The sequence below is a fragment of the Salinarimonas sp. genome (genome assembly GCF_046292825.1).
Classification (GTDB): domain Bacteria; phylum Pseudomonadota; class Alphaproteobacteria; order Rhizobiales; family Beijerinckiaceae; genus Salinarimonas.
The window spans coordinates 21,623-35,526 of the sequence record NZ_JBKBQG010000024.1 but is presented as its reverse complement, the minus strand read 5'-3'; the positions used below and the strand labels follow the sequence as shown (position 1 = coordinate 35,526).

General features: G+C 70.2%; 12 protein-coding genes. 9 read left to right on the top strand and 3 right to left on the bottom strand.

The annotated features are described in order from the left end of the window. Positions 1-242 precede the first annotated feature (242 nt). The 6 genes from ACK4UM_RS12825 to glpK all read left to right on the top strand — a co-directional run bounded on the left by ACK4UM_RS12825 (position 243) and on the right by glpK (position 6,088). Entirely contained in the window at positions 243-779 is a 537-nt protein-coding gene (locus ACK4UM_RS12825; protein ID WP_409799537.1) for a fasciclin domain-containing protein, read from the top strand. A 215-nt stretch (positions 780-994) separates the two neighbouring features. After that, positions 995-1,696 carry a glutathione binding-like protein gene (locus tag ACK4UM_RS12820; RefSeq protein WP_409799534.1) on the top strand — a complete coding sequence of 234 codons (702 nt, stop codon included), beginning with the start codon at positions 995-997 and terminating at the stop codon, positions 1,694-1,696. Between the two features lie 3 nt (positions 1,697-1,699). After that, positions 1,700-2,395, top strand: a complete 696-nt coding sequence (locus ACK4UM_RS12815; protein ID WP_409799531.1) for a glutathione S-transferase family protein — start codon at positions 1,700-1,702, stop codon at positions 2,393-2,395. Between the two features lie 92 nt (positions 2,396-2,487). Next, positions 2,488-2,844 carry a hydroxyisourate hydrolase gene (gene uraH, locus ACK4UM_RS12810; protein WP_409799528.1) on the top strand — a complete coding sequence of 119 codons (357 nt, stop codon included), beginning with the start codon at positions 2,488-2,490 and terminating at the stop codon, positions 2,842-2,844. 13 nt (positions 2,845-2,857) lie between these two features. Further along, positions 2,858-4,270, top strand: a complete 1,413-nt coding sequence (gene puuE / locus ACK4UM_RS12805; protein ID WP_409799525.1) for an allantoinase PuuE — start codon at positions 2,858-2,860, stop codon at positions 4,268-4,270. A 330-nt stretch (positions 4,271-4,600) separates the two neighbouring features. Then, positions 4,601-6,088 (top strand): glycerol kinase GlpK, encoded by a 1,488-nt coding sequence (glpK, locus tag ACK4UM_RS12800; protein ID WP_409799522.1) that lies wholly within the window; start codon positions 4,601-4,603, stop codon positions 6,086-6,088. Here glpK and ACK4UM_RS12795 read toward each other — a convergent pair whose 3' ends face one another. Next, the gene (locus ACK4UM_RS12795) at positions 6,089-6,610 is read right to left on the bottom strand and encodes a glycine cleavage system protein R (RefSeq protein WP_409799520.1); all 522 of its coding nucleotides are present in this window, start codon (positions 6,608-6,610) and stop codon (positions 6,089-6,091) included. It lies immediately after the preceding gene. A 463-nt stretch (positions 6,611-7,073) separates the two neighbouring features. On the opposite strand from ACK4UM_RS12795, the gene ACK4UM_RS12790 reads away from it, so the two are divergent. Continuing rightward, a complete protein-coding gene (locus ACK4UM_RS12790) occupies positions 7,074-8,111 on the top strand; it encodes an NADP-dependent oxidoreductase (RefSeq protein WP_409799517.1) in 1,038 nt (345 codons plus the stop codon). A 28-nt stretch (positions 8,112-8,139) separates the two neighbouring features. Here the strand turns inward: ACK4UM_RS12790 and ACK4UM_RS12785 are convergent, their stop codons facing one another. Continuing rightward, the gene (locus ACK4UM_RS12785) at positions 8,140-8,586 is read right to left on the bottom strand and encodes an iron-sulfur cluster assembly scaffold protein (protein ID WP_409799514.1); all 447 of its coding nucleotides are present in this window, start codon (positions 8,584-8,586) and stop codon (positions 8,140-8,142) included. Between the two features lie 167 nt (positions 8,587-8,753). On the opposite strand from ACK4UM_RS12785, the gene folE reads away from it, so the two are divergent. Next, positions 8,754-9,392 carry a GTP cyclohydrolase I FolE gene (gene folE / locus ACK4UM_RS12780; RefSeq protein WP_409799512.1) on the top strand — a complete coding sequence of 213 codons (639 nt, stop codon included), beginning with the start codon at positions 8,754-8,756 and terminating at the stop codon, positions 9,390-9,392. Between the two features lie 157 nt (positions 9,393-9,549). Beyond that, the gene (locus ACK4UM_RS12775; RefSeq protein ID WP_409799509.1) at positions 9,550-9,924 is read left to right on the top strand and encodes a DUF4112 domain-containing protein; all 375 of its coding nucleotides are present in this window, start codon (positions 9,550-9,552) and stop codon (positions 9,922-9,924) included. 210 nt (positions 9,925-10,134) lie between these two features. On the opposite strand, the gene metH is transcribed toward ACK4UM_RS12775, so the two are convergent. Further along, complete coding sequence (gene metH, locus ACK4UM_RS12770; RefSeq protein ID WP_409799507.1) at positions 10,135-13,884, bottom strand: methionine synthase; 3,750 nt, start codon at positions 13,882-13,884, stop codon at positions 10,135-10,137. Between the last annotated feature and the right edge of the window lie 20 nt (positions 13,885-13,904).

Here is a 13,904-nt window from a genome sequence, read left to right as displayed (position 1 = left end):
CGGCCGCGCTGGCGCGACAGCGCGAATATAGGCTCTCGTCGGGCCGATTCAACAACGGATTCCACACGCCCGACCCGCGCGACGCGGCGATCACGCGCCGCTCACGCGAAATCACGAGAACGCGAGGCCGACGCGGCACGCGACCGCGCGACCGCCTGCCTCAGCGGACTTCTACGAAGCCCGCCTCAGATCCTGGCCGAGCCGCAGCCCCCCGCGGCCTCGACAAACGGGAGAAACCCAAGATGCACAAGCTCTTCGTTCGCGGCGTCGCCGCCGCCTTCCTCGCCTCCGCCGCCATCGTCGCCCCGCTCTCGGCCCAGGCCGCGGACGGCAACATCGTCGAGCTCGCCCAGGGCACCGAGTCGCTCTCGACCCTGACCCAGGCCGTCGTCGCCGGCGGTCTCGTCGACACGCTCGCCGGCGAGGGCCCCTTCACCGTCTTCGCCCCCACGAACGACGCCTTCGCCGCGCTGCCGGACGGCACCGTCGACACGCTGCTCCAGCCGGAGAACCAGGACCAGCTCCAGGCGGTGCTGACCTACCACGTCGTTTCCGGCGAGGTGACCGCCGCGGCGCTCGTCGAGCAGATCGAGGCCGCCGGCGGCACGCTCGAGATCGAGACCGTCCAGGGCGCGACGCTATCGGCGATGATCGAGGGCGACGCCGTGATGCTGCGCGACCAGGCCGGCAACACCGTCACGGTGACCGCGACCGACATCGACGCGACGAACGGCGTCGTGCACGTGATCGACGGCGTTCTGCTGCCGACCGCCGGCTGATCGCTCCCGCGACAGGCGCGAAAGAAGGGCGCGTGCGGATCTCCGCGCGCGCTCTTTTCGCGTGCGCCCGCGAGGCGCTCGCGCCGCCGTGACGGGATCGGCATCGGGGAAGCGCCGCGCTTCCCGCTTGCCGGAGCGCGCGCGCCGCTCCACTTTGCGGCGAGACCGACGAACGCCGCAGGCGCGAGCCCGCGGCCTGCCGGGAAGGAGCGCGCATGATCGAGCTGTTCTATTGGCCCACCCCGAACGGCCACAAGGTGACGATGTTTCTCGAGGAGACGGGGACCCCCTACGAGATCCGGCCGATCGACATCGGCAAGGGCGCGCAATTCGCCCCCGATTTCCTGAAGATCGCCCCCAACAACCGCATGCCCGCGATCGTCGACCATGCGCCGACGGACGGCGGGGCGCCGATCTCGGTGTTCGAATCGGGCGCGATCCTCCTCTATCTCGCCGACAAGACGGGCCGCTTCGTCCCCGCCGACATCCGCGGCCGGGTCGAGACGCTGCAATGGCTGTTCTGGCAGATGGGCGGGCTCGGGCCGATGGCGGGCCAGAACCACCATTTCGTCCAATACGCGCCCGAGAAGATCCCCTACGCGATGAAGCGCTACGTCGACGAGACGAACCGCCTCTACGGCGTCCTGAACAAGCGCCTCGCCGACCGCGCCTTCGTCGCGGGCGACGCCTACACGATCGCCGACATGGCCGCCTATCCGTGGATCGTGCCGTGGGAGAAGCAGGGCCAGAACCTCGACGACTTCCCGCACCTGAAGCGGTGGTTCGAGGCGATCGCGGCGCGCCCGGCGACGATCCGCGCCTACGAGAAGGGCGAGGCGGTGCGCCCCTCGCGCCCGATGTCGGAGGAGGAGAAGAAGGTCCTCTTCGGCCAGACGGCCGCGAGCCTGAAGGGCTGAGCCATGGCCGCGCGCGTTCTCTACGATCTCGCCGGTGCCGATCCGGCGGTGCGCTTCAGCCCCTATTGCTGGCGCGTGCGCCTCGCGCTCGCCCACAAGGGGCTCGAGGTCGAGACGAGGCCCTGGCGCTTCATGGAACGCGACGCGCTCGCGCCGTCGGGCCAAAGCAAGGTCCCGGTCCTCGTCGAGGGCGACGTGTGGCTCGCCGACAGCCTCGCGATCGCCCGCCATCTCGAGGAGGCCTATCCGGACCGGCCGGCTCTGTTCCCGCGCGCGGGCGGCCTCGGCGAGGCGCGGCTCGTGGTGGCCTATGCCGACACGGTGCTCAACCCGGCGCTCGCCCCGCTCTACGTCGCCGACATCCACGCGATGCTCGACGAGGGCGACAAGGCCTATTTCCGCGAGAGCCGCGAGGCGCGCTTCGGCACGAGTCTCGAGGCCCTCGCGGCGGCGCGCGCCGGCCGGGTCGAGGCCGCCCGGAAGGCGCTGCTGCCGTTGCGGCACACGCTGCGCGACCAGCCCTTCCTCGCCGGCGAGGTGCCGGCTTACGCCGATTACGCCGTGTTCGGCGCCTTCATGTGGACCCGCGCGGTCTCGACCTTCGACATCCTCGAGGAGGGCGACGCGGTCTTCGCCTGGCGCGAGCGCATGCTCGACCTGTTCGACGGGCTCGCGCGGCGCGCGCCGCGAGCCGTTTGAGCGCACCGCGGGCGGTGTGAGGGCGCGCGCGGCTTGACGGCGGCGCCTTCGGCGTCGGACATGAAGGCTCCTCGTCGCAAGGGGGGCCTTCGATGCCGCGTCTGTCCACCCACGTTCTCGACACAGCCAACGGCCGCCCGGCCGCCGGCCTCGCGCTCGCGCTGCATCGGCTCGAGCCGGACGGGACGCGCACCCTCGTCGTCGCGACGCGCACGAATGCCGACGGGCGCACCGACGCGCCCCTGATGGCGGGCGCGGATTTCCGCACGGGGCGCTACGAGCTCGAATTCGCGGTCGCGGATTACTTTCGCGCGCAGGGTGCGGCGCTCGCCGAGCCGGCCTTTCTCGATTCGGTACCGATTCGATTCGCGATCTCCGAGCCCGACGGGCATTATCACGTCCCGCTCCTCGTGAGCCCCTGGTCCTATTCCACCTATCGCGGCAGCTGAGAGGCGCCTTCCCATGGACACGCGGTATCCGCGCGATCTCGTCGGCTACGGCCGCACGCCCCCTCACGCCGATTGGCCCGGCGGCGCGCGCCTCGCCGTGCAATTCGTGATCAATTACGAAGAGGGCGGCGAGAACAACATCCTGCACGGGGACCCGGCCTCCGAGGCCTTCCTCTCCGAAATCGTGGGCGCGGCCGCCTGGCCGGGCAAGCGCCACATGAACATGGAATCGATTTACGAATACGGCTCGCGCGCCGGCTTCTGGCGGCTGTGGCGGATGTTCAACGAGCGCGCGATGCCGGTGACGGTCTACGGCGTCGCGACCGCGATGGCGCGCCATCCGGACGCCGTCGCCGCCATGAACGAGGCGGGCTGGGAGATCGCGAGCCACGGGCTCAAATGGATCGATTACAAGGATTTCTCCCCCGCCGAGGAGCGCGCCCACATCAACGAGGCGGTGCGTATCCACACGGAGGTCGCGGGCGAGCGGCCGCTCGGCATGTATCAGGGCCGCACCTCGGAACAGACGCTGGACCTCACCATCGAGGAAGGCGGATTTCTCTATTCGGCGGATAGTTACGCCGACGAGCTGCCCTATTGGGTGGAGCGCGACGGCAAGCCCTTCCTCATCGTGCCCTACACGCTCGACGCGAACGACATGCGCTTTGCGACGCCGCAGGGCTTCAATGCGGGCGACCAGTTCTTCGCCTATCTGAAGGACACGTTCGACGTGCTCTACGCCGAGGGCGAGCGCACGCCGAAGATGATGTCGGTGGGCCTGCATTGCCGGCTCGTCGGGCGCCCCGGGCGGGCGGCGGCGCTCGCGCGCTTCCTCGACTACGTCGCCGCGCACGAGGGCGTGTGGGTCGCGCGACGCGTCGACATCGCCCGCCATTGGGCGCGCCGCCACCTGCCGCCGGGCACGACGCCCGATCGCATGGGCCGGGCGCTGTTCGTCGCGCTCTACGGCGACGTCTTCGAGGCCTCGCCCTGGATCGCGGAGGCCGCGCACAAAGCCGGGCTCGGGCCGGAGACGGCGTCGGCGGACGGGCTGCACGCGGCCCTGATGCGGGTTCTCGAGGGCGCGACGCGGGCGCAGAAGCTCGCTCTGATCCGCGCCCATCCCGACCTCGCCGGGCGCCTGCGCCTCGCCGACATGGCGCCCGACAGCCAGGCCGAGCAGGCGTCCGCCGGGCTGACCAGCCTGACCGAGGCGGAGCGCGACGAATTCCTCGCGCTCAACGACGCTTACCGGGTGAAGTTCGAGCACCCCTTCATCCTGGCCGTGCGCGGGCGCTCGAAGGGGGATATCCTATCGGCGTTCAAGGCCCGTCTCGGCAACGATCCCGAGACGGAATTCGAGACGGCGATGGCCGAGATCGCGACCATCGCCCGCCTGCGGCTCGAGGAGCGGATGGGCGCGTGACGCGCCGCTGCGGGCGAGAACGGGCACGCGACGACGCGCCCGCCCCCGCGACGGCAGGAGGAGACGAAGCCGTTCTTCTCACACGGGTTCTTGGTCTAGCCGGCTCGGCCGATCAAGCGCTCGACGGTCTCCCCTCCCCCTTGGGGGAGGGGCCGGGGGTGGGGGTCGTGCAGGATGATCTCGATCGCTTCATCCTGCACGACCCCCATCCGACCCGTCGCCTCTGGCGCCGGGCCACCTTCCCCCAAGGGGGAAGGACAAGGGCGCGCGACCACGACGCCGCGACGCGGTACCTGTGAGCGAGGCGGGAGAAAACGAAGGGAGGCCCATGTGACACGCTACACCCTCGCCATCGACCAGGGCACCACGTCGACGCGCGCGATTCTGTTCGACAAGCATCTGCAGGTCGTCGCGATCGCGCAGGAGGAGTTCGCCCAGCACTACCCCGCCTCGGGCTGGGTGGAGCACGAGCCGGAGGATCTCTGGCGCACGACGCTGTCCACCTGCCGCGCGGCTCTGGTCCAGGCGAGCGCGGGGCCGCGCGACGTCGTGGCGATCGGCATCACCAACCAGCGCGAGACGGCCCTCGTCTGGGACCGCACCACGGGGGAGCCGATCCACCGCGCGATCGTCTGGCAGGACCGCCGCACGGCCTCCCTCTGCCAGCGCCTCAAGGCGAGCGGGCGCGAGCCCTTCGTGACGGCGAAGACGGGCCTCCTCCTCGATCCCTATTTCTCCGCGACCAAGATCGCCTGGATCCTCGACCACGTGCCCGGCGCCCGCATTCGGGCGGAGCGGGGCGAGCTCGCCTTCGGCACGGTCGACAGCTACCTGATCTGGCGGCTCACCGGCGGGCTTCACCTGACGGATGCGACGAACGCGGCGCGCACGCTCCTCTACGACATCCACGCCCAAGCCTGGGACGACGATCTCCTCGCAGTGTTCGGCGTGCCGCGCTCGCTCCTGCCCGACGTGCGCGATTGCGCGGCCGATTTCGGCGAGACCCGCCCCGAATTCTTCGGCGCCGCGATTCCCATCCGCGGTGTCGCCGGCGACCAGCAGGCGGCGACCGTCGGCCAGGCCTGCTTCACGCCGGGCATGGTGAAATCGACCTACGGCACGGGCTGCTTCGCCGTCCTCAATACCGGCCAGACCGCCATCCCCTCGCAGCGCAAGCTCCTGACGACGATCGCCTATCGGCTGGGCGGCGAGACCACCTACGCGCTCGAGGGCGCGATCTTCGTCGCGGGCGCGGCGGTGCAATGGCTGCGCGACGGGCTCGGCATCATCGACGCGGCCTCGCGCTCCGGCGAGCTCGCCGAGGGCGCGGACCCGACGCAGGACGTCTATCTGGTGCCGGCCTTCGTCGGGCTCGGCGCCCCGCATTGGGAGCCCGACGCCCGCGGGGCCCTGTTCGGGCTCACCCGCAATACCGGCCCGCGCGAGCTCGCCCGCGCGGCGCTCGAGAGCGTCTGCTACCAGACCGCGGATCTCCTCGACGCGATGCGCGCCGATTGGGGCACCCGCGCCGGCGGCGACACGGTCCTGCGCGTCGACGGCGGCATGGTCGCCTCCGACTGGACGATGCAGCGCCTCGCCGATCTCCTCGCCGCGCCCGTCGACCGGCCGCAGGTGAAGGAGACGACGGCGCTCGGCGCCGCCTATCTCGCCGGCCTCGCCGAGGGCTTCTATCCCGAGCCCGCGCATTTCGCCGACCATTGGCGGCTCGAGCGGCGCTTCGATCCGGCGATGGGGCCGGAGGAGCGCACCCGCAAGATCGCGGGCTGGCGGCAGGCGGTGCGCAAGCTGCTCGCCTGATCAATCCGTCCGCAGGCGTATCTCCGCCATCATGTCCATGCCGATCGTCTCGAGCTCGCGGGCGATCTCGGCGGCGTCGGTCTCGGGCGGGATCACGATGCGCGCGCTCGCCTTGAACAGCGCCTCGCCCGACATCGAGCCGGTGAAGACCTCCGTCTCGAGCTCGTCGATGCTCACCCCGCGCGCGGCGAGGCGCTCGGAGATGGTGCGCACGATGCCGGGACGGTCGGCGCAGGTCAGGTCGAGCGCGGCGCGGGCGCCGACGGGCGCGGCCCCCTCCGAGCGGCGGGTGAGCACGGTGATGCCGTCCGTCGCCAGCGCCGACAGGGCCGCCTCGAGCCCGGCCGCGCGGGCCTCGGGCACCGAGACGCGCACGATCCCGGCAAACGAGCCGCCGAGCCGCGCCATCGACGAATCGACCCAGTTTCCCTCCTCGCCCGCGATCGCCTCCGCGAGCCGCTTCACGAGCCCCGGACGATCCGCCGCGACGATGCTCGCCACGATCTCCACTGCACCCGCCATGCGCACCTCCCGTCATCGTTCGTCGTTGCAATCCAATCGAGCCGCGGGCGGGGGCGATGTCAAGGAGCGAGCGATCCCGCTCTCCCCACCCTCGCGAAAAGCGCCACCTCGGGACTACGAGATTCAAACATCTCTTCCGACCGGGCTCCCTGGAGATCTCACGGTTTTCGACAAGCTCGACGGTCTCCCCTCCCCCTTGGGGGAGGGGCTGGGGGTGGGGGTCGTGCAGGATTTGATGTGAGGGTGCCACCTCGACGACCCCCATCCGTCTCCGGGCTTCGCCCGGAGCCACCTTCCCCCAAGGGGGAAGGACAAGATGGCGCTCGTCGCCGGCGCGGAGCGAAACGGGTTTACGGGATCGCTTTCCCGAACGGGAAAGAGAACGGCCGCGCCTCGCGGCTCGCCTCGGGGCGGGGCGGGGGCTAGGGTGGCACGAGACGACGCGCCGAGGAGGACACGCGCCATGAGCACGATCGCGAACCGCCGATGGGTCCTCGCCGCCTATCCGAAGGGCATCCCCGACGCCTCCGCCTGGCGGCTTGAGGAGGTGCCGGTGCCGCGCCCCGGCCCGCGGCAGATCCTGGTACGGGCGCGCTATCTCTCCGTCGACCCCTATATGCGCGGGCGCATGGCGGAGGGGGCGAACTACGCCGCCTCCGTGCGGATCGGCGAGACGATGCACGGCGGCGGGGTGGGCGAGGTGGTCGCCTCCGAGCATCCCGATTGGCGGCCCGGCGACATCGCCGAGAGCATGGCCTTCGGCTGGCAGGAATACGCGGTGCTCTCGCCGGACCGCACCGGCCCCGGCGGCACGCACCGGATCGACCCCGGCCTCGCGCCGATCGAAAGCGCGCTCTCCTGGCTCGGCATGCCGGGGATGACCGCCTATTTCGGGCTCCTGGAGACGGCCCGCGTGCGGGCCGGGGACACGGTGCTCGTCTCGGCCGCCTCGGGGGCCGTGGGTCAGATCGTCGGGCAGCTCGCGAAGATCGCCGGCGCGCGCGCCGTCGCGGTCGCGGGCTCGCAGCGCAAGCTCGCCTGGTGCCGGGAGATCGGCTGCGACGCGACGATCGACTACAAGGCGTCGGGCGATCTCCTCGCCGCGGTGCGGGAGGCCTGCCCGAACGGGGTCGACGTCTTCTTCGACAATACCGGCGGCCCGATCCAGGACGCGGCGATGAAGAGCCTCGCGATCGGCGCGCGCGTCGTGATCTGCGGGCGGATCGCGCAGGCCGCGCGGTTCGGCGAGCCGGAGATGGGCGAGCGGCTTCTCGGCTCGCTGATCGTCAGCCGCGCGAGCGTCCACGGCTTCCTCGTGTTCGACTGGTACCATCGCCGCGAGGAGGCGCTCGCGCGGCTCGCCGCCTGGGGCCGGGAGGGGCGTCTGCGTTTCCGCGAGGACGTTCTCGACGGCATCGAGCGGATGCCGGACGCGTTCCTGCGCCTTCTCGACGGCTCGAATTTCGGCAAGCAGCTCGTGCGCATCGCGCCCCCGGCCTGAGGGCGCGACCCGAGGACGATCGGCCGGCTCACGCCACGCGGGCGCCCTCGCTGCCCTCGATCCGGTCGAGCGCGGTGCAGACGGCGTCGAAGGTGAGGAGCGTCGAGGCGTGACGGGCCTTGAAGGCGCGCACCGGCTCGAGCACCGCGCATTCGGCGAAGGCGCCCTCGGGCGGCGGCCCGTTCTCCTTCAGCATCCGGTGCATCGCCTCGCGCGCCGCCCGCAGCTCGGCCGGGGTGCGCCCGACGACGTTGCGCGCCATGATCGAGGAGGCCGCCTGGCCGAGCGCGCAGGCCTTCACCTCGTGCGCGAAATCGACGACGCGCCCGTCCTCGACGGCGAGATCGACGGTGACGGTCGACCCGCACAGCTTCGAGCGCGCGGTGGCGCTGCCCTGCGGGGACGCGAGGCGCCCGAGCCGCGGGATGTCGGCGGCGAGCGCGAGGATCCGCTTGTTGTAGACGTCGTCGAGCATGTCGCGCCCGTTCTCCTGCGGCCGATCCCCAATATAGGGCGCCGATCGCCGCGTGGATAGCGCCGGAACGGCACGGGGGAAGTGCGCTGCGGCCAAGCGCCGCGACGGGCGATCCGCACGACGCCACGCTTCGTAAGCGAGGCTGTCATCAGCGGGAGGCCCCACTCATGGATGCCGTGGTTAAGACCTTGTCCGCGCGCGAGCGCGCGCCCGATTCCGGCGAGAACCGGCCGGTTCGCCCGAGCCGCGAGGAAGCGGAGGCGGCGGTGCGCACGCTCATCGCCTATGCCGGCGACGATCCGGACCGCGAGGGACTCGTCGAGACCCCCGCCCGCGTCGCGCGCGCCTATGCCGAGCTGTTCGCCGGCTATCGCCAGACGCCGGAGGAGGCGCTCGCCCGCGTCTTCGAGGACGTCGAGGGCTACGGCGACATGGTGCTCGTGCGCGACATCCCGTTCCACTCGCATTGCGAGCACCACATGGTGCCCTTCTTCGGGCACGCGCACATCGCCTATTTCCCGTCGAAGGGCGTGGTGGGGCTCTCGAAGCTCGCCCGCGTCGTCGACGTCTTCGCCCGGCGGCTGCAGACGCAGGAGACGATGACGCAGCAGATCGCCGACGCCATTGAGGAGGCGCTCCTGCCGCGCGGCGTCGCCGTGATGATCGAGGCCGAGCACATGTGCATGGCGATGCGCGGGGTGCTCAAGTCCGGCGCGTCGACCGTCACCACCGTGTTCACCGGCCTCTACCGCGAGGAGCCGGCCGAGCAGGTGCGCTTCTTCACGCAATTGCGCAGCGGGCGCTGAGGCGGGAGGGAACGCTCCGCCCGCACGGCTGTTCTCCGGCGACCACGTCGCCGGAGGCCATCGTCATGCGGGGCATCATCTACATCGTCGGAACGATCGTGATCGTCGCGCTGATCCTGTCGCTCGCCGGCTTCATCTGAGCGGGCGAGGCGCGTCGATGGGCATCTTGTTCGCGCGTGGGGACCGGGAGGCCGCCTTGCGGGCGCGTCAGCGGCTCGATCGGCTCGCGCTTCTCCTGGACAGCGCCTTCCGCATCCCCTTCACCCGTCTCACCTTCGGGATGGATCCGATCATGAGCGCGGTGCCGTTCGTCGGCTCGGCCTTCGGCACGCTGGTGTCGTTCTACGTCGTCTTCGAGGCGTTTCGGCTCGGCGCCCCGCGATCGGCGCTCGCCCGGATGATCGCCAATCTCGGCTTCGATTTCGTCCTCGGTGCCGTCCCCGTGCTCGGCCCCTTCCTCGACGCCTCCTACAAGGCGAACATCCGCAACGTCGCCATCCTGCGCCGCGCGCTGGAGGAGCGGGAGCGGTAGCTGAGCTCATGGACGGTCGGAACGCTGTCATCCCGGACGCCGAAGGCGATCCGGGACCCATAACCGCCACGTGTCAGTCGCGGCCTGCAGGCTGCGTTTCACCGACGCTCTTCCGTAGCGAAGCGAGCGCGGCATGCGCGCTCGGACCATCCTCGTGGGTATGGGTCCCGGGTCCGCTTCGCGGCCCGGGATGACAGCCCTCGATCCACCTCACTCCGCCGCGGCTGCGACGTAGCCGGCCGGGTCGTAATTGAGGATCGGGGCGAGCCAGCGCTCGACCTCGCGCACGTCCATGCCCTTGCGCGCGGCGTAATCCTCGACCTGGTCGCGCTCGACCTTGGCGACCCCGAAATAATGCGCGTCCGGATGGGCGAGATAGAGCCCCGAGACCGACGAGCCCGGCCACATGGCGTAGCTCTCGGTGAGCGTGACGCCGATCGCCTTCTGCGCGCCGAGAAGCGCGAAGAGCGTCTCCTTCTCGGTGTGATCGGGCTGGGCCGGGTAGCCGGGGGCGGGGCGGATGCCCTGGTATTCCTCGCGGATCAGCGCCTCGTTCGAGAGCGCCTCGTCCGGCGCGTAGCCCCAATACTTGGTGCGCACGAGCTGGTGCATGCGCTCGGCCATCGCCTCGGCGACGCGGTCGGCGAGCGCCTTGACCATGATCGAGCGGTAATCGTCGTTGTCGCGCTCGAAGCGCTCGGCGATGCGGTTCTCCTCGAGGCCCGCGGTGACGACGAAGCCGCCGACGTAATCGGGGATGCCGGTCTCCAGCGGCGCGACGAAGTCGGAGAGGCACAGATTGGGCCGCCCGTCGCGCTTCGAGAGCTGCTGGCGCAGGCCGTGGAAGGTCGCGAGCCGCTCGGTCCGGCTTTCGCCGGTGAAGAGCGCGATGTCGTCGCCGACGCTGTTCGCCGGCCAGAAGCCGATCACCGCCTTCGGGTTGAACCAGCGCTCGGCGACGATGCGATCGAGCATCGCGCGGGCGTCCTCGTAGAGCGCGCGCGCGGCCTCGCCCTGCTTCTCGTCCTCGAGGATCGCGGGGAAGCGGCCCTTGAGCTCCCAGGTCTGGAAGAAGGGCGTCCAATCGATGATGCCGACGAGATCGGCGACGTCGTAGGTGCGGAACACGCGCGCGCCGGCAAAGCTCGGCTTCGTCGGGGAATAGGCGCTCCAATCGACGGAGAGCTTGTTCTCGCGCGCTCTCTCGATCGGCAGGCGCTGCTTGTCGGCTTCCGCGCGGGCATGCGCGGCCGCGACCTTGGCGTATTCCGCGCGCACGTTGTCGACGTAAGGCCCGCGCTGCTCCTCCGAGAGCAGGCTCGAGACGACGCCCACCGCGCGGCTCGCATCGGTGACGTAGACGGTCTGGCCCTTTTTGTAGGACGGGTGGATCTTCACCGCCGTGTGCACGCGCGACGTCGTCGCCCCGCCGATGAGCAGCGGGATGTCGAAGCCCTCGCGCTCCATCTCCGCCGCGACATGCACCATCTCGTCGAGCGATGGCGTGATGAGGCCCGACAATCCGATGATGTCGACCTTTTTCTCGCGCGCGGTGTCGAGGATCTTCGCGGCCGGCACCATCACGCCGAGATCGATCACCTCGTAATTGTTGCAGGCGAGCACCACGCCGACGATGTTCTTGCCGATGTCGTGCACGTCGCCCTTCACCGTCGCCATCAGGATGCGGCCGGCGGCGGGCTTCTCGGTGAGGCCCGATTCCTCCTTCTCCTTGTCCATGAAGGGCGTGAGATAGGCGACCGCCTGCTTCATCACGCGCGCCGACTTCACGACCTGAGGCAGGAACATCTTGCCCGCGCCGAACAGGTCGCCGACGACGTTCATGCCCGCCATCAGCGGGCCCTCGATCACGTGGAGCGGGCGCTCGGCCGCCTGCCGGGCCTCCTCGACGTCCGTCTCGACGAATTCGGTGATGCCGTTGACGAGCGCATGTTCGAGCCGCTTCTCGACCGGCCAGGAGCGCCATTCGAGATCGGCGACCTTCGCCGCCCCGCCGCCCTCGCCCTTGAAGCGGGGCGCGGCGTCGAGCAGGCGCTCGGTCGCGTCGGGCCGGCGGTTGAGGACGACATCCTCGCACAGCTCGCGCAATTCGGGATCGAGGAGATCGTAGACGCCGAGCTGGCCGGCATTGACGATGCCCATGTCCATCCCCGCCTGAATGGCGTGGTAGAGGAACACCGTGTGCATCGCCTCGCGCACCGGCTCGTTGCCGCGGAAGGAGAACGACAGGTTCGAGACGCCGCCCGAGACGTGGGCGTGCGGCAGGCTCGTGCGGATCGCGCGCGTCGCCTCGATGAAGTCGACGCCGTAATTGTCGTGCTCCTCGATGCCGGTCGCGACCGCGAAGACGTTCGGATCGAAGACGATGTCTTCGGGCGGGAAGCCGACCTCGTCGACGAGGATCTTGTAGGCGCGCGTGCAGATCTCGATCTTGCGCGCGGCGGTGTCGGCCTGGCCCTCTTCGTCGAAGGCCATCACGACGACGGCCGCGCCGTAATCGCGGCAGATCCGCGCCTGCTCACGGAAGGCCTCCTCGCCCTCCTTCATCGAGATCGAATTGACGATCGCCTTGCCCTGCAGGCACTTGAGGCCCGCCTCGATGACCTCGAACTTGGACGAATCCACCATCACCGGCACGCGCGCGATGTCGGGCTCGGCGGCCACCAGATTGAGGAACTCGACCATGGCCGCCTTCGAATCGAGGAGGCCCTCGTCCATGTTCACGTCGATCACCTGCGCGCCCGCCGCGACCTGCTCGCGCGCGACGTCGAGCGCGGCGGCGTAATCGCCGTTGGTGATCAGCTTGCGGAACTTGGCCGAACCCGTGACGTTCGTGCGCTCGCCCACGTTCACGAAGGGGATGTCGGGGGTCAGCGTGAAGGGCTCGAGGCCCGACAGGCGCATCAGGCGCGGCGGCGCGGCGGGCGTACGCGGCTTCTTGCCGGCCACGGCCTGCGCGATCGCGCGGATATGGGCCGGCGTCGTGCCGCAGCAGCCGCCGACGAGGTTGACGAGGCCGGAATCGGCGAATTCGGCGAGCATGCCGGCAGTCGCCTCCGGTCGCTCGTCGTAGAGGCCGAATTCGTTCGGCAGCCCCGCATTGGGATAGGCGCAGACGAAGGTGTCGGCGATGCGGGAGAGCTCGGCGATGTGGCCGCGCATCTCCTTCGCCCCGAGCGCGCAATTGAGGCCGATCGAGAAGGGCTCGGCATGGCGCACGGCGTTCCAGAACGCCTCCGGCGTCTGGCCGGAGAGCGTGCGCCCGGACAGATCGGTGATCGTGCCCGAGATCATGATCGGCAGCGTGACGCCGCGCTCGCGGAAGACGCGGCGCGCGGCGACGATCGCCGCCTTGGCGTTCAACGTGTCGAAGATCGTCTCGATCAGGATGATCTCCGCCCCGCCGTCGACGAGGCCGCGCACCTGCTCGGCATAGGCCTCGCGCACCTCGTCGAAGGTGACGGCGCGATAGCCCGGATTGTTGACGTCGGGCGAGATCGAGAGCGTGCGGTTCGTCGGGCCGATGGCGCCCGCGACGAAGCGGCGCCGTCCGTCCTCTCGTTGCGCGATCAGAGCCGCCTCGCGGGCGAGGCGCGCGCCCTCCCGGTTGAGCTCGTAGACGATCGCCTCCATGCCGTAATCGGCCTGGGCGATGGTGGTGCCCGAGAAGGTGTTCGTCTCGACGATGTCCGAGCCCGCGCGGAAATACTCGAGATGGATCTCGCGCACCGCGTCGGGCTGGGTGAGGATCAGGAGGTCGTTGTTGCCCTTCTGATCGTGCGGGTGGTTGTGGAAGCGGGTGCCCCGGAAATCGTCTTCGGAGAATTTCCGGTTCTGGATCTCGGTCCCCATCGCGCCGTCGAGCACGAGGATGCGCTCGCGGGCGGCGTTCGTGAGCGCGGAGAGAACCTCGGCGCCATCGGCGGGGCGGATGTCGGACATGGGGCTGGATGCTTCCGAAG

Coding starts and splice junctions, on each gene's coding strand:
- ACK4UM_RS12825 (WP_409799537.1), top strand. CDS start 243: ATGCACAAGCTCTTCGTTCGCGGCGTCGCCGCCGCCTTCCTCGCCTCC.
- ACK4UM_RS12820 (WP_409799534.1), top strand. CDS start 995: ATGATCGAGCTGTTCTATTGGCCCACCCCGAACGGCCACAAGGTGACG.
- ACK4UM_RS12815 (WP_409799531.1), top strand. CDS start 1,700: ATGGCCGCGCGCGTTCTCTACGATCTCGCCGGTGCCGATCCGGCGGTG.
- uraH (WP_409799528.1), top strand. CDS start 2,488: ATGCCGCGTCTGTCCACCCACGTTCTCGACACAGCCAACGGCCGCCCG.
- puuE (WP_409799525.1), top strand. CDS start 2,858: ATGGACACGCGGTATCCGCGCGATCTCGTCGGCTACGGCCGCACGCCC.
- ACK4UM_RS12795 (WP_409799520.1), bottom strand. CDS start 6,610: ATGGCGGGTGCAGTGGAGATCGTGGCGAGCATCGTCGCGGCGGATCGT.
- ACK4UM_RS12790 (WP_409799517.1), top strand. CDS start 7,074: ATGAGCACGATCGCGAACCGCCGATGGGTCCTCGCCGCCTATCCGAAG.
- ACK4UM_RS12785 (WP_409799514.1), bottom strand. CDS start 8,586: ATGCTCGACGACGTCTACAACAAGCGGATCCTCGCGCTCGCCGCCGAC.
- folE (WP_409799512.1), top strand. CDS start 8,754: ATGGATGCCGTGGTTAAGACCTTGTCCGCGCGCGAGCGCGCGCCCGAT.
- ACK4UM_RS12775 (WP_409799509.1), top strand. CDS start 9,550: ATGGGCATCTTGTTCGCGCGTGGGGACCGGGAGGCCGCCTTGCGGGCG.
- metH (WP_409799507.1), bottom strand. CDS start 13,884: ATGTCCGACATCCGCCCCGCCGATGGCGCCGAGGTTCTCTCCGCGCTC.